Here is a 23,911-nt window from a genome sequence, read left to right on the forward strand (position 1 = left end):
GTGAAGGTGAAGAAGGGTATTAAAATCAGCCATCCCAATCTGGGGTGGTTTATCCTCGATCAGAAAAACGCCATTGCCCTTAAAGAGCAGCTTGGTAGCAAGATCGGCATTCCCTTCCGTTTCGAGAGGGAAAAGGCATGAGCGAGACGAAACTTCTTGAACTTGCGCGACTTACCGCGGCCGCGCATGAGGACATGTTCGCTCAGTGCTGCTCCAATCCAATCACGAACGCCTGGGGCGGGCAGGTTAGTGTCGCAAAGCTGAACGATGCCGGCGCTCTTGCGAAGAATATCCTGCGTGATCACGCCGACGCCCTATCCACGCCAGCAGTAGACGGCAAGGGCAACCGAGTTCCGCCCGAGGTCTGGGTGACGCATTGGAACACGGATATGGGGTATCTCCATTTGAACAGCGTCAATGACAAGCCGTGGGACGCAGACTACGACGCTCCTGTCACCAAGCATGCCAGCAACACACGCTACGTCCCTGCCGCCCTCTCCTCCCGCTCCGCTGAAGCAGGCAAGCCGGTGGTGACTGCGAACTGCTGCCATTGCGGGCGGATTATCGACACGCGGGAAGTTTCGGAAGGTGGAGACGCATTCGGAGCTGAGATGTCCGATGGTCGCTGGACGTGCAGTTTCGAATGTAACGACGCTGTTCTTGGTCTCGCCGCCCCGGTTGCCGACATTGAGCCGGTGAGCGTGCCGGATGGGTGGCAGTTGGTTCCGAAAGAACCGACCGAGGAAATGGAGTTTGCGGCCTTTTCAAGTGGCGCAATTGCAGGAGGCAACTCTCCCAAGCGCGCCTACCGCGCCATGCTCGCTGCCGCTCCTCATCCCACCAAGACAGAGGGAGAAGCCAATGCTTAAGTTGTCGATGGAAAACAAGAACTTCGATCTGCCCGATCTCAACAGCTTTCGGATCGGTGACGAAGTGGTCGTCGATGCCTCTGAAGTCAATGACCGCTTCGAAGGTGTGATCATCGGTGTCGAGCTGCGGCGCGTATACGCTTCAAGCCATCTACAGCCGTGTATTACCCTTCTACACGACGGCTGTATCACAGATGAATTCAAACCCGCTGATGTGCGCAAGATCGCCGCTCAATCCGAGGCGATCGATATCGACGCCCTCGCCTATCGCTTCTGGTCGGTGCATCCCAAGGAAATTGACGAGTGGGAGAAGACTGCGCCCAAGATGCCTGAAGACTACAAGGGCGGCATGCGCGCCTGGTTCTTCGCCTGCGAGATGCGCGAGCTGATCTCCACGTAAAATTTCGCAAACACCAAGCCCGAACTGACTATTTAGCAGTCAGTAAAAACTGACTGACGAGGAATGAATGGCAAGCAAGAAAGAGAAACAGACCGTAACCGAGGAAGAAAAGGCGTTCGCGGAGCGCGCCGGTCGCGTCATCCTCGAGAAGCTGAAGGCGCTCGACGAGGTTTACTCGGTTGAAGGCATGCATAGTCGCTCGGTCATGAAGATCGAGAATGGAAAGTCCGTCGGCTATCGCACCAAGGCGCTGCAGCCGGAGAGCGACCACCTGATCAACGACTTCTTTGTCGGCGCCAAGGGGCAGCTCGTCTTCAAGGCGTATCCCGCCGACAGCACCGAATACGAATGGGCTGATGTCGACGAAGCCTCGATGGACAAGGTTTTCCCCCTGGTCGGCGCGTCCCTGGCAGATGCCCTCGATATTAAGGAATGCGAGGACTTTTCGATGGTCGTGCGCACCGTGAAGGAGCGCCTGGCGCAAGAGGATCTCGAAGCCGCGGACGCCGCGGCCGAGGAGAAGAAACAGGCCGACAAGGCCTATGAGACCAATCCCAACTTCGGAAGGTTCTGAAATGAAGATCAAGATCGCTGGCCTCGATGGCTCGCTGCGAAACTTTGGCATCGCAAAGATGCTCTACGATCTCGACACCGGCACGCTCGAGGTCGACGACTTTCTCCTGATCCAGACGGAGAAAGAGCAGACCAAGAAGATGCGCGCGTCCTCTGACACCTATGAGCGTGCCAAGAAGCTCGCAGAGGAAGCCAATGAGTTCACCAAGGATTGCGTCGTTACATTCGCCGAAGTTCCGTTCGGTGGGAAGTCCTACGACGCCGTGCTCGGCTTCGGCATTGTCATCGGCATCTACGCCTCGCTCAGTGTGCGGCCTGAAGAGGTCGCGCCGGCACAGACGAAGCTCGCTGCTGTCGGCACGCGCACCGCGTCCAAGGAAGAAATGATCCATTGGGCCTTCAACCTCTACCCGAACGCGCCGTGGCTGCTGCATCAGAAGAACGGCAAGGGCTACAAGAAGGGCGATCCGACGAACGCCAATGAGCACCTGGCCGACGGCTGCGGCGTCTGCCACGCCGGTATCAAGCTTCCGAGCTTCAAGCAGGCAGTCCAGCTTCTCAAGGCGAGCCAGAAGCTCGCGGCATAAACGGCGCAAAATTCAAGCCTATGCAGTCAATCAATATTGATTTAGCATAGGCACCCTTTCGAAATCAGGAGTAAATTATGATTCAGCACGCCGTTGCGAAGGAATACTTCGCCGGAATGGGTCAGGCTGTCGCCGATCGCACCATCAACCGCAAAATCACCAATCCGGACGGCACGACACGCGTCGAAACCTGGGCTGACGTTTCCCGCCGTGTCGCCATGGGTAACGCGCTGCTGATGCCCGGCGCCTACGAGAGCTTCCACAACGACGGTCACACCAATGACGAGTGGGCTGCCAACCCGCCTGCCTTCGCGGTCGAGTTCGACCGGATGCATCACCACCTGAAGCAGGCCTCGCTCCTGATGTCCGGTCGGCACCTGCAGCACGGCGACGAAACCCAGCCGACCCGCAACCAGGAAGTCTTTACCAACTGCTCGACCGCAGCCGCGACCTTCCTGCTGTTCTATCTGCTCCTCAACGGCTCTGGCGTCGGCCGCGCCTACGACGACGCGATGATCAAGGCAAACTACAATTTCATGCCGATCGTCGTTCCGACGATCGACTGGTCGCACCAGGACGTGCAACGCGGCCTTATCTCGGGTTACAAGACGCGCCGCGATGCCGAACACCTCTATGCCGGCCGCAAGATCACCGTCTATGAAGTGCCCGACAGCCGCGAAGGCTGGGCAAAAGCGGTCGAAGTCATCGAGCGCATGACGTTCGAAAGACGCCGCGACGAAGTTCTGATCCTCGAGTTCTCCGGCGTTCGTCACAACGGCGCCCCGATCAAGGGCATGCAGGGTCGCCCGGCGTCCGGACCTGGTCCGCTTATGTCGGCGATCGCCAATGTTGCGCTGCTGCGTGACGCAGGTATGGAGCCATGGCGCGCTGCCATGTATGCCGACCACTACTTCGCCGAATGCGTTCTCGTCGGTGGCGCACGCCGCGCGGCCCGCATGGCGACGAAGCACTGGAAGGACCGGACGATCTTCGGCTTCATCAATCTGAAGCGCGGTGGTTTCCTCTGGTCCTCGAACAACTCGGTCACGATCGATGACGAGTTCCGCACCGCCTGTAAGCGGGTCCGCAATCAGCTTGGCGACGGCGATCTGACGAACTCGGTTGAACGTCTGGTCTTCCTGCGCGCCATCAATGCGATCACCGAGACCGAAGCGCATGCCTGGAAGGTGCTCATGGAGCTCGCCAAGGCATCCTACTTTGACGGCACTGGCGAACCGGGCATCATCAATCAGGACAAGCTCACGCAGGTCAACGATGGCGTCGAGGATTACGTCGATGGTCTCTACGCCGGCTCCTCGCGCTTCCAGGTCGATGCTGAGACCGTGCCGCTGATGGCTGCGCTCGCAAAGGTCGTCATCGGCGTCAAATACACGATGATTACCAACCCCTGCGGCGAGATCACGCTGCTGATGCTCGGCGCCTACTGCGTCATCGCTGACGTGGTGCCTTTCCACGCGCAGAACGACGATGATGCAGAAGATGCCTTCCGCACGGCTGTCCGCGCCCTCATGCGGACGAACACGATGGATTGCCTCTATCGGCGCGAGGTCAATCGCACGAACCGCATCGGCGTCGGTATTACCGGCTTTCACGAGTGGGTCTACAGCCGCTTCAAGTTCACCTGGCACGATATCGTCGATGAGGCGAAGTCGAAGGAAATGTGGATGATGCTGTCGCGCTTCAAGCGTGCCATCGTCGACGAAGCGGAGCAGTTCGCGAAGGTGCTCGGCGTTGTCGTCCCGCACACGAACACCACGTTCAAGCCTGCCGGCACGACCTCGAAGCTGTTCGGCCTCACTGAAGGCGCTCACCTGCCCTCGATGCGCGAGTTCATCCGCTGGGTGCAGTTCCGCAACGACGATCCGCTCGTCGCTGACTACGAGGCTATGGGTTATCCGGTGAAGCGTCTGAAGACCTACGAAGGCACGACCGTCGTTGGCTTCCCGACCAAGCCGCGGATTTGCGAGCTCGACGGTGGCGCCTGGGTGGTGACGGCTGCCGAAGCCACGCCGGAGGAACAGTATGAGTTCCTGCGCCTGCTGGAGAAGTATTGGATCCATGGCGTCGACGCGAACGGCGAGTCCCTGGCTGAAGAAACGGGCAACCAGGTCAGCTACACGCTGAAATATGACCCGAAGGTTGTTACCTTCGAACACTTCCTGCACACGCTGATCGACGGCCAGTTCTCGATCCGTTGCTGCTCTGTGATGCCGCAGACCGATACCTCGGCCTATGAGTATCAGCCCGAGCAACCGGTGACGAAGCAGCAGTTCGAAATGATCGCGGCTGCGATCGAGAATGACAACGTGAAGGAAGACATCGGCTTCGAGCATGTGGATTGCGGCGCCGGCGCCTGCCCGATCGACTTCTCCGAAGGTCAGAAGGAGGCTGCGTAATGGGCTGGAAGATCGTTAGCCGCCCTGATTGCAAGTGGTGCACCCGCGCCAAAGCTCACCTGGCCGTCCGTGGCATCGACTTTGAAGAAGAGCACCTCGACACGCTCGAGGCGCAGCTCGCCTTCAAGGAGAGCACTGGTCACGACACCTTCCCACAGATTTGGGATGGTGATCAGCACGTCGGTGGCTTCTCACAACTGAGGATCCATCTGGCATAGTGCATAATCTGCATTTTGTCGCTTGAGTCCCATCGCTGCGCTTGCTAGTAAGTCATTATTGATTGATCACAGATCAAGCGCAGCAACACAAACAGCGAGGTGCCGATGAAGAAGTAAGTGGCCGTCGGATTAAGTCCAAATTGATTGACCAAGACGAGCCGGGATCGTCAGAAAATAAGCCCGGCCCTTATGCGAACGGATCGGATGACAGTTAGAGCGTAATCGCTGCTGAAAGCCGGTTCGCCCCGGTCGATCCGTTCTCATAAGGGAGTTGGTGCCGGAATTGGTTACGGGGCGGATTGCAAATCCGTTCATGCGGGTTCGAGTCCCGTCCAGCTCTCCAGAATTTCGCTCGAAAGGGCAACGAGACACCGGCCGCGAATTGACGCTGGCGAGTAATGATAGCGCGGAGAAAGTCTTCGACAATCTGCGCTGTTGAGAATGGACGGGTTGGCTGCCTGTCCCGGTGGAAAGCTTTGTCGAAGGCAATAAATCAACATTGATTGAGGAAGCGCAATGTCTGCCACTATCCTTGAATTTATACCGCGACCGAAGCCCGAGCCGACGCCGGCCAAGCCCGAGATCACCGACGCCGAGTGTCATCTGCTCGACCGCGTGAAGGTCGTCACCGACCGTGCGCTCGACGTGATTAACTCCGGCAAGACGGTCGTTCGAGGCTTCCTCCAAGGCAAGCAGACGATCGCGACCACGTTCACCCATAACGGTCGCGAATACCGCGCCAATGTCTTCCTTGAGGAAGTCAACGACGGCCCGAGGATCGCTTGATGGGTCTGTCGACGAACGGCAAGCCAATCACGCCTTACGTCGGCTCCTGGGCCTGGGAAATGGAGCAGCGCCGTAAGCTTGGCGCTCTCCGCGAGGAAGCAACCGCCCTCTTCGTTCACGGCAGACACGCCGAGTTCATCGAACGCTCTGATGAAGCCGCAAATCTCGAAAGGAGACTAAAACGTGACCGATCGTAGGATCACAAACAATCAGCCGGAGAAGACCGAGGATCGGTTGAAGCATCTCGCCGGCCTGATCCAGAAACTCACCTACTCCGAGATGAACGAGCTGGCGAAGCTCATTCACCAGGACGTCGACAACGACGCGGCGAACCTCGTTCCGGTCGGCTTGCTGAAGGTCTCCGAACGCATCCTCGCTGGCGGAAAGTCCGCTTCGAATAGCTTCGATGCCGGCGTTTGAAGCATCAACTCCCTCATCGCGAGCCATCAGGGCTTTGCGGGCTCGAGCCAAGAAGCACAATGATCCGTATTTGGATTTTGTCGCTGACGAGTTCGAGCGAACCTACACCCTAATGCTTCAAGCGAGACGTGCGCTCATCCTTATGGAGAAGGCGGTGAAGTTTGGTTTGAAGCTCCCCGAAGAGAAAGTAGAGAAAGCACCTTGACCCTCCAACTCAAACAGCGCGTGACCAAGATCACCGGCGACTACAGCTTCGACGGCGCCATTGTCGCGGCATTCGACAAGCAGGATGGCAAGCAGCGCTTCGTCGTCGAGGATGATCGCGGCGCACTGCACATCTACAGCGAGAGCAATCTGCGACCGATCGGCAACATGGCTGATCACCAGTATCTCCGCGTCCTGAAGAAGCTCCTGGAGACCGGCGTCTACCGCGAAGGTCGCAACGGTGGCACCTATGGCCTGTTCGGCGAGCAGATGCGCTTCGACCTGTCCGAAGGCTTTCCGCTGCTGACGACTAAGAAGGTCCATTTCCATTCGATCGCGGTCGAGCTGCTGTGGTTCCTGCGCGGTGACACCAACATCAAATACCTGCACGATCACAAGGTCTCGATCTGGGACGAATGGGCTGATGAGAACGGCGAGCTGGGGCCGGTCTATGGCTCGCAGTGGCGCTCATGGAAGACGAACCGTCTCGAGTCACACGGCGAGTTTGGCGATTGGATCGAGATCGACCAAATCAAGAACGTTATCGACGGCATCAAGCGTGATCCGCACGGTCGCCGGCACATCGTCTCGGCCTGGAACCCGGCTGAAGTTGATCAGATGGCGCTCCCGCCCTGTCACACCATGTTCCAGTTCCATGTCGCCAACGGCAAGCTGGGCTGCCAGCTCTACCAGCGGAGCGCAGATTGGTTCTTGGGTGTTCCCTTCAACATCGCCTCATACGCGCTGCTGACGCACTTGATCGCTCGCGAAGTGGGTCTCCAGGTCGGCGATTTCGTCCACACCTTCGGCGATCTGCATCTCTACGCCAACCACGTCGAGCAGGCGAAGGAGCAGTTGGGCCGCACGCCGAATAAGCTGCCGAAGCTCCTCATTAATCCGGACTTCGAAAAGCACCTCTTCGACCTCGAGCCGGGCGACTTCGCCATCGTCGACTACGACGCGCACCCTGCCATCAAGGCGCCTGTTTCCAAATAGGCGTCTACTCATCAATCAATCCTCACTTAGGAGAAATCACTTGTCCACACTCAAGATCATCGGCTTCAGCCTCGCAGGTCTCGCCGGCCTTGCCACCCTCTCGCTCGCAACAGGCGCATTCCAGTATGTCACTGCTCCGTTCTTCGGGCGCGTCCAGGCCGAGCGACAGATCGAGAGCGGCGCATCCCGCACCGCGCTCTACAACGAGTTCTTCGACCTGTGTGCCGGCGTCCAGGCGATCGAAGGGCAGATCGATGCCCAGACTGGCGTGCAGAGTGCCAACACCCAAATCAACCTCGCCGGCCTGCAATCGCGCCGCAGCCAGGTGATCGCGCAATACAACGCCAACGCCTCGAAGAGCTACACCTCGGCGCGCTTCCACGACGCCAAGCTTCCCTATCAGCTCGTCGCGGGCACCTACACCGGTCAGAACAAGACCGCCTGCGCCCAGTAACCCATCCATCAAGCCAACAAGGAGATCCCAGCTTGAAATTCCTCTCTCGTATCGCGGCGTTCGTCGCCATCGGCCTCTCGGCCATCATCCTTTCGGCCTGTGAGCCGAGTTCGGCCAGCGACGCGCGCCAGGCAGCAGCCCGCGCCGAAACTGCCAACCGTGCGGCTCAGGATAACGTCATGGCGTCGGCAACCGCCAAGATCCCGGTCCCGGTGACGAAGAACTTCCTCGCCCGCAAGAACCTCGCCGAATACATGAAGCGCATGGATGATCCGGCGAAGACCTGGTATGTTTATATCCTGGCCGACAACGGCGCCAAGCTCGGCTATTACGTCGCGTCGACCTACCCGCAGTCCTCTTGCTCATTCATGACGCCGCCCGAGCAGGTCAAGGAAGTGTCAGTGGGCGGTCAGGGCTCCAATCCCATCGCGATCACGTCTGCACCTTCGTTGATGGGCGTCTATTACAAGGGCGGTGGATGCGACAACACGTTCTTCTTCGATGCCAATTCCAGCGCGTTGATCATCCTCACCGGCGTCAATACCTGGGCCTCTGACGTGCCTCTGAATATCGACGCTCCCCTGATCACGGTCGCGAAAACCCAGTAGTAACCCGCAATTTTTGTCGCTAGAGTGCTCAGTAAATATTGATTGAGCACTCTTTTTGTTTTAGGAGCTTGGCATGGCAGACAACGAAAAGATCGACATTCACATTGACCACTATGTCGCCCAGCCAGGCGGCGTTGGTTACTACTACGCGGTCATGCCCTCACCCGAGCTCTTTGGTCCCTTCGACACGCCCGCCGACGCCAAAACGGCCGCTCTTGCAGCAGTCGAGCAATCCGTCGCCCAGGCTCTCGCCTCAGCCCTCTTTGGAGAATGACATGAGAATTGGATTCAAAGCCCTCCACCCCGACGCAGTTATGCCGAAATACGCCAACGACCAGGCTGCCGGCGCCGATCTCGTCGCCAACATCAAGCTGACGCTCAACAACGAGCGTTTCACCGAGTTCACGCTCGATCCCGGCGAGCGCAAGCTGATCAAGACTGGCGTTGCGCTCGAGATGCCACCTGGCATCTGGGCTGAGGTCCGCGGTCGCTCTGGTCTCGCCTATAACCAAGGCATCGCCATCCTCGGTGGCACGATCGACAGCGACTACCGCGGCGACATCGGCGTGATCATGCTCAACACCGGTGACGAGCCGTTTGTCGTCAAGCATGGCGAGCGCATCGCCCAGCTCGTCGTCGAGACCTATGTCCGCGGGCATTTCGTTGAAAAGGCAGAGCTGCGCGAGACGGCCCGCGGCGAAGGTGGTTTCGGTTCGACCGGGATGGCAGCCTGATGCTCTATGGCGTTTGCGGAACTCATAGGTCGGGGAAAACCTCGACCGCAAAGCTTCTCGCCGAACAGCTTGGGGTCGAGTTTCTCGACTCCTCGTTCGATGTAGCCAAGAAGTTTGGCTACAATCCGGTCGGCAAGATGACGCTCGGCGAGCGCGTTGCGATGCAGGAGCTCGTTCTTGAGGACCATCTGGACAAGCTCAAGCACTCCCCTCGCCCGCTGATCACCGATCGCACGCCGCTCGACTACTTCGCCTATACGATGGCGCAGTTCGGCATGACCTCACACCTGGAGTGCGGCCAGGTCGTTCTCGAGGCGGCGCACAGGTTCGCAAAGCGCTGCCTGGAAGAGACGAAAGCCTACTACGACATGGTTTTCATCATGGATCCACTCGTCGTCTATGAGGTCGATCCCTCGAAGGCCACGCCAGCGGCGAATCCCGCTTTCCAACTGCACATTCACGCCCTCATTCACGGCGCGGTGTCGCAGATCCATCGCGATATCAACTATGCAATGGTGCCGGTAATGCCGGTTCAGGATCGCGTCGACTTCATCGCTCAGGAGATCATCGAGCGCATGAACGATATCGACGACCTCAAGCAAAAAGCGGGAATGCACTGATCACCTGACAATGCCGCGCGCATCCCATGTGCGCGCGTGCTATTCAGTAAATATTGATTGATCGAACAACGATCGACGCACGAAAGGAAACGCAATGCAGGTATCGCAGATTAAGGAGCTCGACACGCACGCTGTCATCGGCGGTGGCAAAGCTCGATCGTTCTCGATGGCAGACTCCGCCGAGTTCTTCCAGGTTTTGTCCTCGACCCTCTACCGCGACAAGAAGCGCGCCATGATCCGCGAGGTTATCTGCAATGGCTGGGATGCGCACATCATCAGCGGCCGCACGGATCAGCCGCTCGAGATTACCCTCAACGATAACGAGATCGTCTTCCGCGATTTCGGTCCTGGCATTCCGGACGAGCTGATCGTTCCGATCTATTGCGTCTACGGCGCGTCGACCAAGGTCAAGAGCGAGAAGGAGACGGGCGGTTTCGGCCTCGGCTCCAAGTCACCCTTCGCCTATTCCGACCATTTCACTGTCACGAGCTGCCACAACGGCATCAAGAACGTCTACGCGCTGAGCCGAGGTGGTGTGGCGACTGACGGTCGACCCGAGATCCGCACGATCGTCAGCGTGCCGACGACCGAAACCGGCATTACCGTCACTGTTCCGCTGCACGATAAGGACGACAGAGCCGAGTTCTCGCGCCATATCTCGATTGTCACCTACCAAGGCGGCATGAAGGTCAAGCTGAACGACACGGCGCTGCGCACGCTCGACTACGATCCCGCGCGCAAGCAGGGCTTCTGCACCGTCGATGACTGGTTCGGCGCGATGCACGAAGCACCAGTCTATTTGCTTTACGGCACGGTTCTCTACCCGGTCTCGACGACAGACACGGAAGTCTACAAGGCGGTGCGCGATGCCGGCGAGCTGATCGGTAAAAATCACAAGCTCGTGCTTGTCGCGCCTCCCAACTCGGTCGGCGTCACGCCCAGCCGCGAGTCCCTCTCGTATACGGACATGACCACCGACACGATCCTGCGCCTCTTGCGCCGGGCTCACAAATCGATCCAGGCGGCTTTGCCGGCTGCCGGCAAGCGTGTGTTCGCTGAAGCCACAAAAGACTTCACCCTCGATCACGCACGCAGTAGCGACATGCCGAGCCTCTTGGTCAGCTTCGCTGCAGGCATTCGCGTTGAACCGCTCGATATCGCCGGTTTCATCATTCAGAACGAACCAAAGCACGTTCGTGACCGGGTGAAGCTCAACTACTATTACGACGGGTTGATCAAGAACAGCCGCGACCTGCGGGCACCGCTGCGGAAGGCGCGCTGGCTTGGTCAAAAGATCGATAGCACCATCCAGCGCTATGATTTCAGCCGCTTTATCAAGCTGGCGATGAAGCTGAATCTCCTTGACGGCGCGATGATCTACGATGACGGCGAGGACTATTTCGGCAGCACGCGGCTGAAGAGCATTCGTGCCGGCATTAAGAGTTGCGGCGATATTGACCGTTGCATTTTCATTGCGCCCAATAAGCGCGAGCTTACCTCGATGATCGTCGCGCACAAAGAGGATCCGACCGAACGCACCGAAAAGCTCTACCTCGGTTTCGTCGTTGGAAAGAGGCCGTCAGAGGCATTCCTTGAGCGCATCGATGCCCTCTCCGAAAAGTTCAGGTTCTACACAGACGAATACGATTTCGCCTTCGAGAAGCCGAAGCTCGTTCGTGCCAAAAAGCCGACCGAGACGTTCCACAATCTCGACGACTACATGGACGATCGCAGCGTGGTCGAGGCTAAGCTCGAGTCGGCGCGATACTTCATGCGCGCCTATATCCATCACGGCACGATGAGAATCGGCATCGATGAGCCGTTCCGCTACAGGCTCGCCAAGCTGTTTCCGGGTATCGCGGTCGTCACGACGAAGGATCAAGAGGCAAAGCTGCGAAAAGCGGGCGCAATCAACGTCTTCGAGGAGATCAACAGGCGTCTGAGTAAGCTGACCAAGAACCGGGAAGTTCAATATGGCTTGATGTTGCAAGACCATGCGTTCGTCGAGGGCTGGGAAAATTACTACGCTAATGAGTGTGGCGAAGTCGCCGTCAAGCTCGCAAATAAAGACCCGGATATCGCCAAACTGATCTTCCCGGATCGCGTGAAGCTCGGCGAGACCTGGGAAGAGACCAAACGGCTCATCAGCGTCGCTCGGAACTTCCCGGTCAACGCACAGGAGTTGCCAATTGAAGTTCGCTGCGCCGATCCGATCAGCCTGATCCTGGAGAATGCACAGAAGACCTTCGGGCACCTGATCGTCAAATACGTCCACATTGAGGAAAGGCTCGGCTACCTCTCGATGCTCGTTAACTCCAATTGGGTCAACGGGAGCCTCTCCGTCAGCGCTGAACGGAAAGAGCGTTTGCTTGGCGTCATCCGCTATTTGCAGCGCTGCGATAGTAAATCAAAATTGACTTCAGACAATACCAACGACGCCATCGCCCAGAAGGAGGCAGCATGAGCAAGAACACTGTAGTGATCGTGGCCGCAATCGCCGGTCAAAAAGGCATCACCCTCTATCATGAGGATGGGCGCGAGACGAACCTCACCCTCGAGGGCTGGCGCACGAAGCAGATCATGGACAAGGTGACGCCCTATATCGCGCGTCATCAGAAGGTCGAGATCGATCTCGACAGCTTCGACGTCCATGCGCACATCGAGAAGAAGTCGGGCGGGCTGATCCGCTTCGTCAAGGAGAAGATCGCCTCTGTCCGGAGCTGGTTCAAGCCCGAGGCGGAAGATGAAGCTTCGAAGGGCGCAGAAGCGTTCGCACCGACCGCGACTGTCGATGATGGCTCCTATGGCAAGCACACCTACGGCGTGCCGAAGGCTGATCCCGAGCAAGAGACGGTCGTCGCTATCATCGGCGACACGAGAGTGCCAGGCGTCGAGGCGCTCGAGGTTCACATGGAGCGAGCCATTGAGGCTGGCGACACTGAAGGCGTCGAGAACTTCATGAAGCGTTGCGCCGCAGTCATCGACAAGCGCGGCCACTCCATCCAAGAGCTCCTCAACTTCATGAAGAAGGGTGATCTGCCAATCGCGCGTGACGGCTCGATCATCGCTTACAAGGTGCTGAAGACGCAGGGCGACATCATCGTTGACTGCCACTCCGGCGAAGTGAAGCAGAAAGTCGGCTCGCGCGTCGTGATGGATGAGAAGCTGGTCGATCCAAGCCGACGCACCGAGTGCTCCTCCGGTCTGCACATCGCGCGTCGCGGCTACCTGCGGAACTTCGGCGGCAACGTGATCATGATGGTGAAGATCGCGCCGGAAGACGTGATCGCTGTGCCGATGGGCGAGCCGGACAAGATGCGTGTCGCTGCTTACCACGTCGTCGGCAGAATCCCGGATAAGGTTCACAATCTGCTGCGCTCGAACAAGCCGATGACTGGCGACGATGAAGCGAGCAAGCTGCTTGCGGACGTCATCACTGGTAATCACGTCGGTGTGCTCGAAGAGGTTCGCATCACTGGACCAAAGGGCAGTGGGCTGAAGATTACCCAACTGGTCGACCAGGCGCCCGAGATCATTCACGGCACCTCTGGTAGGGCCAAGGCGCTCGACGACGAGGTCCAGAAGCCGTCTGTGACCGTCAAGGAGATCAAGGACGCTGCGAAAGCGGCCGCGCCCGACATCAAGCCCGAGAGCGAGATCACCAAGCAGCACGTCCAGATGATCAACGGCGATCTGCACGTCGACGGCAAGATCCTCGATATCAGCGAGGCAGCAGCGACCGGCGATATGAGCGCTGCGATCAACAATGCACCCTCGGCGGCTCCCGCGAAGAAGGCCAAGTCGATCACCAGGTCGAAGGGCGTTGCGCCTGATGCGATCGCGGTGAAAGTCAAGATGCCGGCGCTCGCTAAGAAGAAGGCGTATGACGGCCCTGAGCCCGAGAAGCCGCTGCCAGAGAAGCACACCCTCGCCCTCGTGCTGCATGCTGAAGGCAAATCCAACCGCGCGATCGAGGCGGAGCTCAAGATTTGCCGCAAGACCCTCAAGAAGCTGTTCGACAAGAACGGCCTGAAGCCCAACGGCTGATCCCAGGCACCCGAGGGTCGGCAATGGTGCCGATCCTCAATCGCAGAGGAAATCATGGCGACTTACTACCGCATCAAGAGCCGCTGCCGACGCAATCGGCAAGGCGCAGTCATTTTCATCGCCCTCGCGGTGGTCTTTCTGATCATCGACAAAATGTTCTGAGGAGAACCTAGTGATCGAAACCAAGTCTTTCGCAAACGCGCAGCCCATTCTGAACGCCGACGGCTCCATCGCCGGCATTCGACACCAGGATCCGATCTACGGTAAACTGCCGGCCGAGCCTGTCGTTTTGCCCGAGCCGACCGTGACCAACGGCCAGCCGGTTCGCGGGCGCTACATGCACACGTCGAACGGCAAGAAATACTACCCGATGGACCCGCGCCCGAGCGAAGTCCATTCCGAGGTCATCGCGCACCACCTGGCGAACCGCTGCCGCTACAACGGCGCCACCCAGCACAAGATCTACCGCTCCAAGATCTTCTATTCCGTGGCTGAGCACTCGATTCTGGTCTCGCGCTACATCGAAGAGGTGCTCGGCAAGCCCGAATACGCGCTCGAAGGTCTGCTGCACGACGGCTCCGAGGCCTACAACGGCGATCTGATCCGGCCGCTCAAATACGATCCCCTCTTCCGCGCGCCGTTCCAGGTGGTTGAGGAGAAGAACGAGTGGGCCGGCGCCCTTCGCTTCAACCTCGTCTATCCGTATCCGAAGGAGGTCAAGATCGCCGACGAGGCCGTTACCGCGGCTGAAATCGAGCAAATGATCATCAAGGATCCGAATGAAGACTGGACGAACGGCAAGCCGCATGACGACAGTCGTGTTGCGCCCTATGAGATTCAGATGCTCGATCCGTATCCGGCCAAGGAAGCGTTCCTCATGCGCCTCGAAGAACTCCTGCGGAAGCGCTCAAAATACGCTTTCATCCCAAGTTTTTGATCTCTATAGTCAGTAAATACTGATTGATTAACAAGGAAACGGTCATGCACGAGCCACACATTGCAACAGCGCCCTCCTGGCCGGTGACGATTCATATCGCCGGCGACTACCTGGATGCTCGTCGCGTCTGCCGAGAGTTCTGCGACAAGGTTGGGCTCTGCGTGACCGTTCATTCTGTCGACTACGTTTACACCGGAGACACTGAGCGGGGCGTTCGCGTCGGTCTAATCAACTATCCGCGCTTCCCAAAGACGCCGGGTCAGATCGAGGAGCAGGCTTACTTCCTCGCAATGATGTTGCGCGAGCGCCTCGGTCAGGAAAGCTTCTCCATCGAGACGCCGCAAGAGACGACCTGGTTCTCGTGGCGCGAACAGGACGTTCGCAAGTGAGCGTGTCTCCTGCAGCCGCTGAATGGCCGACGCACGTCGAGGAACTGAGCCGCAAGCTGAATGAGCAGCTTGAGCGCTACACCAAGGCGCATACCGACGGCAGGATCAGTGATCGCGAGTTCTACCTGCTGGTCAATCTCATGTGGGATTTGACCTCGGGCCTCGTCTTCGAGAGCGACAGCCGCACGCTTGAGATGGTGCACGCCGCCCTGCGCGTGACGCTGAAGGGGCAGAAGAAGCATGGCTGAGTTCGACAAGGATGCCTGGATTCTAGAGGCGATCGCCTGCCGATACATCATTCCGCGTGAAGATGGCACGGTCTGGCGCCGCAAGTGGATCTCGAAGGATCTGAAGTCGATGAGCCGCGAGGTTCATCAGATCAAGCAGCGAACACACAAGGCTGCGGGCCGGGTCTATTTCAATTTGACCTTCAAGGGGCTCACGAAATCGGTCCTCGTCAATCGCGTGATCGCCCTCGCCTTCCTGCCCAACCCGCTCAATCTGCCGCAGGTCAACCACATCGACGGCGACAAGAGCCACAACTACCTCAAGCAGCCGACGCCGGAGCTGATCGCCAAGTGGGGTGAATATCAGCTCGAATGGTCGACAGGTCGCGATAACGAGAAGCACGCGCACGCCAACGGTCTGAAGACTGGCCGTGGCTCGCAGAACTCGAACGCCAAGCTGACAGCGCCCCAGGTCCAGGAGATCCGCGCGTCCTCGGCGAGTCCCACGGCGCTAGCGAAGGAATACGGCGTCGCTCGATCTACGATCATTAACATCAAGGAAGGCAAGACATGGATACACGTCTGAAACCAAAGAGCGGACAATATCTGCTTCTTCATATGAACGTTCTCGCCCAGGCAGGAACCGTCGATGAGAGCGGCTTCAAATTCAGCGTCATCAATGGCGGGTGGAGCGGCCGCTATACGTTCGCGACCAACTCTATCTTCGTCGATGGCATCAAGGAGACCCGCGATTGCGAGATCCTCTGCGTTGATCAGCCGCCTCCGGACGTAGTGCGCGATGGTTATCACGCAATGATCCCTTGGATGCGTATCCGCGCTGGTATCGCCGATGAGCGCGACCTCCGCATGTTCGGCGGGAAAGTTCCGGAGCCGGAGTTCACCTTCACGATGACCTGCACCGAGCTTCACACCGCGACCTACACGGTCAAGGCGGCTTCGCGCGAAGAGGCGATGAAGAAGTGGGAGCAGCTCGACTGGTCTGCCGCTACCGATCGCACGCTGCAGGACAGCTCTGACATGGCACTTGAGGAGGCCGCATAATGGACCCTATTGAAGCAGGTCTCGACATCGAGACGACCGGCCTCGAATACGGCGATCACCGCATCATCGAAATCTACATCGGGCTCTATCGCGAGGATAAGCTCCTCAAGGAGCTCAATCAGCGCATCGACCCGCAGCGCTCGATCGCAAAAGAGGCGCAGGACGTCCACAAGATCTCATCCGCGGATCTCGTCGGTATGCCGATCTGGAACACGGTTGCTCCCGTCGTTCACGCATTCCTCGCCAAGGCTGACGTTCACGTCGCGCACAATTCGGGCTTCGACCTCCCGTTCATCGCCTATGAGCTGAAGCGCGTGGGTCTGGTCATGCCGGAGCGCCAGCAGATCGACACGATGCAATACACCTGGGCAACGCCTGACGGTAAGAAGCCGTCGCTGAAGGAGTTGTGCCTGGCGTGCGACGTTCCCTACGATCCGGCGCTCGCGCACGCCGCGGACTACGACGTCCATCGAATGATGGAGTCCCTCTTCAACGCGCGCCGCTTTGGCGCCGTCGAGCGTCCGTATATCGCCCCGCCGATGCAGCAAGCTGCCTGATCTATCCTACCGAGTTCCAATCAATGACGCGCTATACAGACAATGCAAGCGAAAACAACGATTTAAACGAACTCGCAAAGGAGATAGACATGAACGCATTGAACAGCACCACTGCTCTTGCCGGCGCAACCGCAAATCAGCTCGACGACCTCCTCGATGACCTCGAGCTCGACGGGCTGGACAACGAGGAGATCTCGGACGAGGTGGAAGAGACCGTCGTTCTCGAAGCCGACGCCGTAGTCGAGGAGCCGGTTGTGACGGATGAGGATCTCGAAAACGTCGACATCGACGCTCTTGAGATCAACCTCGACCGTGAGGAAGGCTACGCGAGCCAGGAAAGCGAACTGGACGTCGCAGAGAAGCCCGCTGACGCGGTTGCAGCAGCAAAGGGCACCTCGACGCCGAAGACGCCACGTGCGGCTTCTGCTCCGCGCGCCCCGCGTGACATGGCATCGCTCGACGCGAAGGTCTTCGTTCTCGAAGGCGACGCGTCGACGATGGAAGATGGCGCACTCGAGGCGAACAAGACCGATGTGATGGCCGCAATCCCGTCGCAGAAGAAGATCGCCGAGAAGTTCGAAAACCTGTTCGCCGCCCTCAACGCCGGCAAGCAGCCCTCGGTCTACGTGACCCAGGCGTTCAAGCTCCTGGACGAGAAGAAGACCATCACCGGCACGGACATCACCACGATGTTCAAGGCGAGCTACAAGCAGGGCACGGCGCAGTCGCAGTCCGGCCAGATCATGACCCTCTTCGAAGCCGTCAAGATCGCCACGCGCCAGAAGAACACGCTGGTGCTGAACGATAGCTCGGTCGTCGCCGAGCGTCTGCGTGCGATCTTCGCCGCAGCAGCCAACACCTCAACCCAGACCACGACCGCAGCAGCGGCGTAAGCCTCCCAAGGCGCAGACCAACGGGGATATTGCGTCTCCGTTGGTCAATCAATATTGACTGATTCCACGGCGCATCCCATAAGGCGCCAACGAAAGGACATGGCAATGCCCCAGATGATTAATGGCCGGGAATTTCCGGCAGCCGGCGATGAGCTCGTCTTCCTCAACGAGAATGGCTACGACAGCCAGCTCGAGGAGGCGCGCAGGCACTTCGTCAAGGACCAGGTCCTCAAGGTGAAGAATATCGACATTGGCGACTGGTCGAGCTCGATTGAGTTCGAGGAAAAGCCGGGTCAGCGCTTTAACAGCGTGATGTTCGAACCGCTCGGCGCCGACGTAGCGCCTGAAGTGCAGGAGCCAGCGCGGCGCGCGTATGAGCTGAGCGACCAGGAGCACTCGATGGTGCTCGCCGCGCTGCGGCTCTGGATCGACGTCGTGAACGACGGTGGCGAATACATCAACGAGATGCTCCTGGATATCGCTACCAATGGCGAGGATCACGCTACCAATGGCGAGGATCACGCTCTGATGGATGACAAGGCGATCGACGCCCTCTGCGAGCGCATCAATGTCTGACGTCACGAACGCCGACCGCGCAGCCTGGGCCGCGATCGCTCTGGGCGCCTTCAAGGCGAGCCATCAGTGCGATGGCGACGATGTGGCGAACATCAAGGATCTGATGACCGATCTGCTGCACCTGGCACGCCGGGAGTTCGGCGTGCGCGATGTTTATCAGCTCGCCCACTCGGCCGCGAACATGAATTTCTTCGAGCAGACCGAAGATAAGGAGGAATAGCCATGTGGATCAACCTCGATGACGCCCAGGTCCGAGCGATCGAAAACGCGCTCGCCTACACCAACAGCGACGTCAAGGAGATGATCAGCGATCTGATGGATGGCAACCAGGCGCTCAATCAGAAGCACATCGACGCGCTCGAGGCTCGGCAGAAGGAGCGTCAGGCGGTCCTCGACTATTTCCACGAGGAGCGCGCTGCTCACAACCCGGCTGATCCCTATCGCGCATATCTTCAGACCCAGGCCGATGACGACATGGGAGTCGACGATGACGCCATCGTCTCGCTCGGCGACGATCCAGGTGCCTTTGTTCACGCGTGGATCTGGGTTCCGAACGGCAAGGCCGGCGTTGCAGACGAGAATGCGGACGACTGCTCCGAAAGCGCCGACGAGGACAAGTGCTCCGAATGCGGCACCCCTCTCGATGATGCTGGCGACGGCTATGACGGCATGTGCCCTGACTGCGCTGATCTCGCCGCGGCAAAAGACACCTATCCCGAAAACTGGACAAAGGACGACGGCTAATGACCAAGATTTTCGTATTTGGCTCGAACCTGGCCGGCATTCATGGCGCCGGCGCTGCGCTCTACGCGGTTCGACATCACGGCGCGATCCGGGGTCAGGGTGAAGGCCTGCAGGGCACCTCCTACGGCATCCCGACAAAGGACGAATGGATCCGCACACGCGGCCTCGTCGAGGTCGAGAAGTCGGTCATGGTGTTCATGGACTTCGCCCGCGAGCATCCGGAGCTGAGCTTTTACGTCACGCCGATTGGCTGCGGGCTCGCTGGTTACAAGCGTGAGCAGATCAAGCCGATGTTCGCGGACATGCCGGCCAACTGCCACTTCGCCGAGACCTGGGAGGATCCAGACTGATGAGCACGACCTATCCGACTGACGAGCGCATTCTCTCCTACGAGACCCTCGATCTCGCCGTGAAGACCGAGGCTGCACTCATCTACAACGCGCCCGACGGCGATTTCTGCGCCAAGACCGTCATTCTCGACCGACGTAATTTCGAAGCTGCCGGCCAACCCATTCCCGAAACCATCATCGTGTCCGTCTCATTCGACGGCCTGAAATAAGGAGAAAACATGACCGAGACTATCAGCGGCAAGACCCTTAAGACCTGGGGCCTCGAGCCCGGCGCCTGGTTCAAGAACGCCATCCCGCTCGCCAACGAGATGAAGGCGGAAGGCAAGACCGATCGCCAGATCATCGACCACCTCTTCACGCTGCGCGTCATGCCGAGCGTGACTGAAGGCATCCCGCTGCGCACGAACAATATTCCTTTCGAGCGCTTCATCGAGCCGGAGACCGCCGACGAGATCCAGAACGTTGCGTCCGTCGTCGCACATATGGATGCGCTGCTGCGCACGCCGACGATCGAGCGCGGCGCTGTTATGCCCGACGCCTGCCCTTCCGGCAGCCAGATGGGCACGATCCCTGTAGGCGGCGTTGTGGCGACCCGAGACGCGATTCATCCGGGCTTCCACTCCGCAGATATCTGCTGCTCGGTCGCAATGTCGGTCTTCAAGCGCAACGACGATACGGCCAAGGTGCTCAGCGCTGCGATGAAGGCGACGCACTTCGGACCAGGCGCTCGCCCGAACGACAAGGAGATTCCCTCGGCGTTCACGCCGATCCTCGGCCAGATCATCGCCAAGTTTGGCGCCAATCCGTTCCTGAAGGGTCTCGAGGACGTGGCGATCGAACACTTCATGACCCAGGGCGACGGCAATCACTTCCTCTACGTCGGCGAGGTCGAGAGCTCCGGTCAGATGGCTGTTGTCACGCATCACGGTTCGCGTGGCCTCGGCGCGCAGCTCTACAAGCGCGGCAAGAAGGCTGCTGAGCGCCACACGCGCATCGTCGCGCCGCGCGTCCCACTGCACAACGCCTGGATTGACGCCAACAGTGAAGATGGCATTGCCTACTGGGAAGCGCTGCAGGTGATCCGCCTGTGGACAAAGTTCAACCACTTCGCCATTCATCATCTGCTGTCGCACTACCTCGGCAATGCGATTGTCGATCAGATGTGGAACGAACACAATTTCGTGTTCAAGCGTGATGATGGCCTGTTCTACCACGCGAAAGGCGCAACCCCGACCTTTGACGGGTTCGCGGCCGACGATCAGGGCTATACGCTGATCCCGCTGAACATGGCGCAACCCATCCTGATCTCCGAGCACGTCAACAACGAAGCGGCCCTCGGCTTTGCCCCGCACGGTGCCGGCCGCAATCTGTCGCGCACAGCGCATATGAAGCGCCTGGCTGCTGAATATGGCGCCGACGACCGCGGCCTCAGCCCGCGCGACAAGGCAATCCAGATGGGTAAGGAGACGAAGGGGCTCGACGTCCGCTTCTACACCGGGTCCGTCGATCCGTCCGAGCTACCCTCGGCCTACAAGAACGCCGACCAGGTGCAGGCGCAGATCGAGAAGTTCGGCCTGGCTAAGATTGCTGATCGCGTCATGCCGCGTGGCTCCATCATGGCCGGAGAGATGAAGTGGCACCGCAACCCTAAGAAGCCGAAGAAGGCTGCTGAAACAGCGACTGCTTAAACGATAAACCAAGGCGGCGCGTCCCATGCGCCGCCTTTTGGCGGGTATAGGGCAACCGCTAGTCTCCGAGCCAGCATCTTGGCTCACATGCCCGCTGTTAACCAGCCGACAGTCAAGTATTAAAATGCGATGTTCGCGATGTTATACAACATCAGAGAGCGAACATGGCGATTATATACGATGAGAGCGTCCGCAGTGGTCCGAGTAACATTTCGATAGACCGTATGGACGGAACAAAGGCTTACCTGCGCCACTTCGAAAATAAGCTGTTCCTTATGTTTATTGCAACCCACGGCACCCGAACAGAGAAGTGGCAGGCGGAGAAGGAGCTCACCATATGCGAGCGAAAGCTGAGCTTTTGGGAGAAGCATCCGAGGTTCGTAGGTGACCTGGCTCGGAAGGGAATGGAGGAGTTAAAGAAGAACTGGCGAGCGGGGCGCGGAGCCTAGTTTTCCACTAGGCTCGGCACGCGGCAGTCATCGATTTCCGGCGAGGCCGCGTCGCCGTCTGCCGGAAACAGACCAGCGCCGAAAAACAGCATTTCACGAGCTGAGTCCTTGAGATCAAAGGAAGATTGGGCGTCGTAGGCAGCCAGGTCGAGCGGCACATTCATTTTTCGAAGGAAGTCGCCGGCACGGTCACGGAGTGCGGCGTTGAGGGATTCCAGAATGTCGTCGAAGCCTCGCGGGTTCATTGTTGGCGTTTCCTTTTCCGGGGATTTCGCTTCCGGAACCGATCCCGAAAGCGGCGATTGATCAGGCAGCCACTAAATGAGTTACCCGATTGTTAACGCCGCAAAGGGCGCTGACGCCAAATAGCGTATGGCGAATCTGTGTTCAAGTCGAACCACGAAATTTCTTATGCACCCCAATGTCTAACTGACTATCTAGACTTAGCGACTAAACAACAATTCGCGTAATATTAACCGCGTTGAAAATATGAGGAGCCCCTAAAATGATGACAAACGCGCTCAAAATCGTTAACGACGCAATCTCGGAAAACCCCGATAGCTCGAATTTTCGAATTAACGATGGAGACTGCGGCTTGATTATTCGCAAGGATGGACAAATCGAATTGTTCCAACAACGAATTGACACGGCTGCATTGCAAAAACCGCATAGCTCCTTGTCTGACTGCGACAAGCAGTCACTTTTGAATGGGCAGACGCTCATGGCGCTTTCGATCCTTGCCAACATGCCGGAGCTCCAGCAGACCATCCTGTCCGTGGCGATCAACGAGGGGGCAGTTACCATTCCGACTGCGAACAGCAATGCCGCATAGGAAGCGCCTCAAGGACTATCTCGCCGAGCTCTCGATCGAGGAGCGCACACCGGAACGGATCATCGAGTGCTTGACCATCTGTCTGAGCAAGCGGCCAGAGCTGATCGAGGATCTCAGTCCCGGCAAGACCCTGGTCCGTCGCAAGATGACCGTCGCCGAACGCATTCAGACCGCTTCCAAGGCGTCTGGTGCGGCGTCGAAGGCTGCGGCTGACGAACGCTACGAGCAGATTCTACCGGTGATCGAGGGCGTTCTGCTCGAAAATCCAGAGGCCTCGCTTGCTGAGATCAAGCGGGCGCTGGATAATAGCGGTCTCACCCCAGTTCGCGCGGCCAAATGGAACCGCGCGAGCGTCAATTACATTCTGCAAAGGGCCGGCATTCGTGCAAAAGATCAGCCGTAAACGCCTCGAGTTCGCGAGCCAGGCGTTCTTGACCGCGATGGTCAGGCAATTCTTCGCTCTGAACCCGGACGCTGAGGAGTGCCCGATCAAGACGCTCACCGACTACCCCGAGGATCAGCGCAGTGCGCTCATGCGAGGCATCGGTGCTGCGATCAAAAGCACCGGCGCTGAGGATGACGCCTCGTTCAATACGTGGGTCGCGCAACAAACACCGCAAGCAGCATGAAATGAGCCCGGCATCGACCGGGCTTCATTTTGTCGTGCACAGTCAATAAATATTGATTGATCATCGCCGCGCGGCACGCTAACAGCAAATCAACAACGGAGATCGAAATGTCCGACCTCAACAACTTCCAGAAACAAATGCTTTCGTCCGTGGACGCATACATTAGCAAGTTCGGCCACCTGCACTACTCGCTGCCCAGGCGCCACGGCAAGTCCCGCAGCGCCCAGATAACGACCGCGAACGCGACTTTGAGAGGGGTCTCGGCTGAAAACAGTATTCAGATTCTTCTCGACGACCTCGGCTGGAGCCCGCCTGTGCCGAGAAAGCCGGCGCTTGGACCAGAGCACGTTTTTGATAACCCGCAGTGGCCGGGCAGCCGCATCGAGGTGTGGCGCCTGGATAAGACCAAACGAGACCCGCGCCATCCCAATCCGGCTGCCGGCACGATCACGCAGTATGAGATCCGCGACGAGAACGGAAAGCTCGAGACCGTCAGTGGCCTCAACCTGGCAGTAGCCCGCGCCGAGCACCTGCATGAGCTGGCGATCGCCGAGGCGCAGGAGAAGATGCGCCAGCTCAACCCGAACTTCGGCCGCTTCTAACCACAACGCTCCTACCGCAATCCTTGACGTCTTATGCGATAAA

General features: G+C 58.6%; 36 protein-coding genes and 1 tRNA gene. 36 read left to right on the forward strand and 1 reads right to left on the reverse strand.

All coding sequences use genetic code 11. The features are described from left to right. The 32 genes from BC363_RS35115 to BC363_RS15325 all read left to right on the forward strand — a co-directional run bounded on the left by BC363_RS35115 (position 1) and on the right by BC363_RS15325 (position 21,356). Positions 1 to 141: a hypothetical protein gene (locus BC363_RS35115; protein WP_161952464.1), complete on the forward strand. Its 141-nt coding sequence runs from the start codon at positions 1 to 3 to the stop codon at positions 139 to 141. Further along, the gene (locus BC363_RS15170; RefSeq protein WP_065784109.1) at positions 138 to 869 is read left to right on the forward strand and encodes a hypothetical protein; all 732 of its coding nucleotides are present in this window, start codon (positions 138 to 140) and stop codon (positions 867 to 869) included. The genes BC363_RS35115 and BC363_RS15170 overlap by 4 nt, the downstream gene beginning before the upstream one ends. A gap of 7 nt (positions 870 to 876) precedes the next feature. Continuing rightward, entirely contained in the window at positions 877 to 1,269 is a 393-nt protein-coding gene (locus tag BC363_RS35460; protein WP_141690325.1) for a hypothetical protein, read from the forward strand. A gap of 67 nt (positions 1,270 to 1,336) precedes the next feature. Continuing rightward, positions 1,337 to 1,843: a hypothetical protein gene (locus tag BC363_RS15180; protein ID WP_065784108.1), complete on the forward strand. Its 507-nt coding sequence runs from the start codon at positions 1,337 to 1,339 to the stop codon at positions 1,841 to 1,843. 1 nt (position 1,844) lies between these two features. Continuing rightward, the gene (locus tag BC363_RS15185; RefSeq protein ID WP_065784107.1) at positions 1,845 to 2,429 is read left to right on the forward strand and encodes a hypothetical protein; all 585 of its coding nucleotides are present in this window, start codon (positions 1,845 to 1,847) and stop codon (positions 2,427 to 2,429) included. Between the two features lie 77 nt (positions 2,430 to 2,506). Then, positions 2,507 to 4,846, forward strand: coding sequence for a ribonucleoside-diphosphate reductase (locus BC363_RS15190; protein WP_065784106.1), 2,340 nt, complete (start codon positions 2,507 to 2,509; stop codon positions 4,844 to 4,846). After that, positions 4,846 to 5,064, forward strand: coding sequence for a glutaredoxin (locus BC363_RS15195; RefSeq protein WP_065784105.1), 219 nt, complete (start codon positions 4,846 to 4,848; stop codon positions 5,062 to 5,064). The genes BC363_RS15190 and BC363_RS15195 overlap by 1 nt, the downstream gene beginning before the upstream one ends. Positions 5,065 to 5,332: 268 nt before the next feature. After that, positions 5,333 to 5,407 (forward strand) — tRNA-Cys (locus BC363_RS15200). 173 nt (positions 5,408 to 5,580) lie between these two features. Further along, positions 5,581 to 5,850, forward strand: a complete 270-nt coding sequence (locus BC363_RS15205; protein WP_065784104.1) for a hypothetical protein — start codon at positions 5,581 to 5,583, stop codon at positions 5,848 to 5,850. Continuing rightward, positions 5,850 to 6,047 carry a hypothetical protein gene (locus tag BC363_RS35120; RefSeq protein ID WP_065784103.1) on the forward strand — a complete coding sequence of 66 codons (198 nt, stop codon included), beginning with the start codon at positions 5,850 to 5,852 and terminating at the stop codon, positions 6,045 to 6,047. Before BC363_RS15205 ends, BC363_RS35120 begins: the two co-directional genes overlap by 1 nt. Then, on the forward strand, positions 6,034 to 6,270 hold the full coding sequence (locus BC363_RS15215; RefSeq protein ID WP_065784102.1) for a hypothetical protein: 237 nt from the start codon (positions 6,034 to 6,036) through the stop codon (positions 6,268 to 6,270). The genes BC363_RS35120 and BC363_RS15215 overlap by 14 nt, the downstream gene beginning before the upstream one ends. A 372-nt stretch (positions 6,271 to 6,642) precedes the next feature. Further along, the gene (locus BC363_RS15225; RefSeq protein ID WP_065784141.1) at positions 6,643 to 7,470 is read left to right on the forward strand and encodes a thymidylate synthase; all 828 of its coding nucleotides are present in this window, start codon (positions 6,643 to 6,645) and stop codon (positions 7,468 to 7,470) included. A 40-nt stretch (positions 7,471 to 7,510) separates the two neighbouring features. Next, on the forward strand, positions 7,511 to 7,924 hold the full coding sequence (locus tag BC363_RS15230) for a hypothetical protein (protein ID WP_065784100.1): 414 nt from the start codon (positions 7,511 to 7,513) through the stop codon (positions 7,922 to 7,924). Positions 7,925 to 7,956: 32 nt separating this feature from the next. After that, on the forward strand, positions 7,957 to 8,532 hold the full coding sequence (locus BC363_RS15235) for a hypothetical protein (protein ID WP_065784099.1): 576 nt from the start codon (positions 7,957 to 7,959) through the stop codon (positions 8,530 to 8,532). Positions 8,533 to 8,605: 73 nt separating this feature from the next. Further along, complete coding sequence (locus BC363_RS15240; protein WP_065784098.1) at positions 8,606 to 8,806, forward strand: hypothetical protein; 201 nt, start codon at positions 8,606 to 8,608, stop codon at positions 8,804 to 8,806. Position 8,807: 1 nt separating this feature from the next. Next, on the forward strand, positions 8,808 to 9,266 hold the full coding sequence (gene dut / locus BC363_RS15245) for a dUTP diphosphatase (protein ID WP_065784097.1): 459 nt from the start codon (positions 8,808 to 8,810) through the stop codon (positions 9,264 to 9,266). After that, complete coding sequence (locus BC363_RS15250; protein WP_065784096.1) at positions 9,266 to 9,886, forward strand: AAA family ATPase; 621 nt, start codon at positions 9,266 to 9,268, stop codon at positions 9,884 to 9,886. Before dut ends, BC363_RS15250 begins: the two co-directional genes overlap by 1 nt. Before the next feature lie 94 nt (positions 9,887 to 9,980). Continuing rightward, the gene (locus tag BC363_RS15255; RefSeq protein ID WP_065784095.1) at positions 9,981 to 12,350 is read left to right on the forward strand and encodes an ATP-binding protein; all 2,370 of its coding nucleotides are present in this window, start codon (positions 9,981 to 9,983) and stop codon (positions 12,348 to 12,350) included. Continuing rightward, positions 12,347 to 13,933, forward strand: a complete 1,587-nt coding sequence (locus tag BC363_RS15260; protein ID WP_065784094.1) for a hypothetical protein — start codon at positions 12,347 to 12,349, stop codon at positions 13,931 to 13,933. Before BC363_RS15255 ends, BC363_RS15260 begins: the two co-directional genes overlap by 4 nt. A gap of 172 nt (positions 13,934 to 14,105) precedes the next feature. Then, positions 14,106 to 14,870, forward strand: coding sequence for a hypothetical protein (locus tag BC363_RS15265; protein ID WP_065784093.1), 765 nt, complete (start codon positions 14,106 to 14,108; stop codon positions 14,868 to 14,870). Between the two features lie 44 nt (positions 14,871 to 14,914). Next, positions 14,915 to 15,259, forward strand: a complete 345-nt coding sequence (locus BC363_RS15270) for a hypothetical protein (RefSeq protein ID WP_065784092.1) — start codon at positions 14,915 to 14,917, stop codon at positions 15,257 to 15,259. Continuing rightward, a complete protein-coding gene (locus BC363_RS15275; protein ID WP_141690326.1) occupies positions 15,256 to 15,507 on the forward strand; it encodes a hypothetical protein in 252 nt (83 codons plus the stop codon). Before BC363_RS15270 ends, BC363_RS15275 begins: the two co-directional genes overlap by 4 nt. Continuing rightward, complete coding sequence (locus BC363_RS15280; protein ID WP_065784090.1) at positions 15,500 to 16,072, forward strand: hypothetical protein; 573 nt, start codon at positions 15,500 to 15,502, stop codon at positions 16,070 to 16,072. Before BC363_RS15275 ends, BC363_RS15280 begins: the two co-directional genes overlap by 8 nt. Beyond that, a complete protein-coding gene (locus BC363_RS15285; protein ID WP_065784089.1) occupies positions 16,057 to 16,548 on the forward strand; it encodes a hypothetical protein in 492 nt (163 codons plus the stop codon). Before BC363_RS15280 ends, BC363_RS15285 begins: the two co-directional genes overlap by 16 nt. After that, positions 16,548 to 17,105 carry a 3'-5' exonuclease gene (locus BC363_RS15290; RefSeq protein ID WP_065784088.1) on the forward strand — a complete coding sequence of 186 codons (558 nt, stop codon included), beginning with the start codon at positions 16,548 to 16,550 and terminating at the stop codon, positions 17,103 to 17,105. The genes BC363_RS15285 and BC363_RS15290 overlap by 1 nt, the downstream gene beginning before the upstream one ends. An 89-nt stretch (positions 17,106 to 17,194) precedes the next feature. Beyond that, positions 17,195 to 17,998, forward strand: a complete 804-nt coding sequence (locus tag BC363_RS15295) for a hypothetical protein (RefSeq protein ID WP_141690327.1) — start codon at positions 17,195 to 17,197, stop codon at positions 17,996 to 17,998. 105 nt (positions 17,999 to 18,103) lie between these two features. Continuing rightward, complete coding sequence (locus BC363_RS15300; protein WP_141690328.1) at positions 18,104 to 18,574, forward strand: hypothetical protein; 471 nt, start codon at positions 18,104 to 18,106, stop codon at positions 18,572 to 18,574. After that, on the forward strand, positions 18,567 to 18,794 hold the full coding sequence (locus BC363_RS15305; protein WP_065784085.1) for a hypothetical protein: 228 nt from the start codon (positions 18,567 to 18,569) through the stop codon (positions 18,792 to 18,794). Before BC363_RS15300 ends, BC363_RS15305 begins: the two co-directional genes overlap by 8 nt. Before the next feature lie 2 nt (positions 18,795 to 18,796). Continuing rightward, positions 18,797 to 19,318 (forward strand): hypothetical protein, encoded by a 522-nt coding sequence (locus tag BC363_RS15310; protein ID WP_065784084.1) that lies wholly within the window; start codon positions 18,797 to 18,799, stop codon positions 19,316 to 19,318. Further along, complete coding sequence (locus BC363_RS15315; RefSeq protein WP_065784083.1) at positions 19,318 to 19,668, forward strand: hypothetical protein; 351 nt, start codon at positions 19,318 to 19,320, stop codon at positions 19,666 to 19,668. The genes BC363_RS15310 and BC363_RS15315 overlap by 1 nt, the downstream gene beginning before the upstream one ends. Then, the gene (locus BC363_RS15320; protein ID WP_065784082.1) at positions 19,668 to 19,877 is read left to right on the forward strand and encodes a hypothetical protein; all 210 of its coding nucleotides are present in this window, start codon (positions 19,668 to 19,670) and stop codon (positions 19,875 to 19,877) included. Before BC363_RS15315 ends, BC363_RS15320 begins: the two co-directional genes overlap by 1 nt. A gap of 9 nt (positions 19,878 to 19,886) precedes the next feature. After that, positions 19,887 to 21,356, forward strand: a complete 1,470-nt coding sequence (locus BC363_RS15325) for an RtcB family protein (RefSeq protein WP_202618572.1) — start codon at positions 19,887 to 19,889, stop codon at positions 21,354 to 21,356. A gap of 445 nt (positions 21,357 to 21,801) precedes the next feature. On the opposite strand, the gene BC363_RS15335 is transcribed toward BC363_RS15325, so the two are convergent. Then, a complete protein-coding gene (locus BC363_RS15335) occupies positions 21,802 to 22,050 on the reverse strand; it encodes a hypothetical protein (RefSeq protein ID WP_065784080.1) in 249 nt (82 codons plus the stop codon). A 263-nt stretch (positions 22,051 to 22,313) separates the two neighbouring features. Here BC363_RS15335 and BC363_RS15340 point away from each other — a divergent pair, with 263 nt between their 5' ends. From BC363_RS15340 to BC363_RS15355, 4 genes are all read left to right on the forward strand, one after another. Continuing rightward, positions 22,314 to 22,637 (forward strand): hypothetical protein, encoded by a 324-nt coding sequence (locus BC363_RS15340; RefSeq protein ID WP_141690550.1) that lies wholly within the window; start codon positions 22,314 to 22,316, stop codon positions 22,635 to 22,637. After that, positions 22,627 to 23,040 carry a hypothetical protein gene (locus BC363_RS15345; RefSeq protein WP_065784078.1) on the forward strand — a complete coding sequence of 138 codons (414 nt, stop codon included), beginning with the start codon at positions 22,627 to 22,629 and terminating at the stop codon, positions 23,038 to 23,040. Before BC363_RS15340 ends, BC363_RS15345 begins: the two co-directional genes overlap by 11 nt. Further along, positions 23,021 to 23,266 carry a hypothetical protein gene (locus BC363_RS15350; RefSeq protein WP_065784077.1) on the forward strand — a complete coding sequence of 82 codons (246 nt, stop codon included), beginning with the start codon at positions 23,021 to 23,023 and terminating at the stop codon, positions 23,264 to 23,266. The genes BC363_RS15345 and BC363_RS15350 overlap by 20 nt, the downstream gene beginning before the upstream one ends. Positions 23,267 to 23,373: 107 nt before the next feature. Continuing rightward, positions 23,374 to 23,868, forward strand: a complete 495-nt coding sequence (locus BC363_RS15355) for a hypothetical protein (RefSeq protein ID WP_065784076.1) — start codon at positions 23,374 to 23,376, stop codon at positions 23,866 to 23,868. Positions 23,869 to 23,911: the final 43 nt, after the last annotated feature.

Source organism: Ensifer sp. LC384, from assembly GCF_001695865.1.
GTDB lineage: Bacteria > Pseudomonadota > Alphaproteobacteria > Rhizobiales > Rhizobiaceae > Ensifer.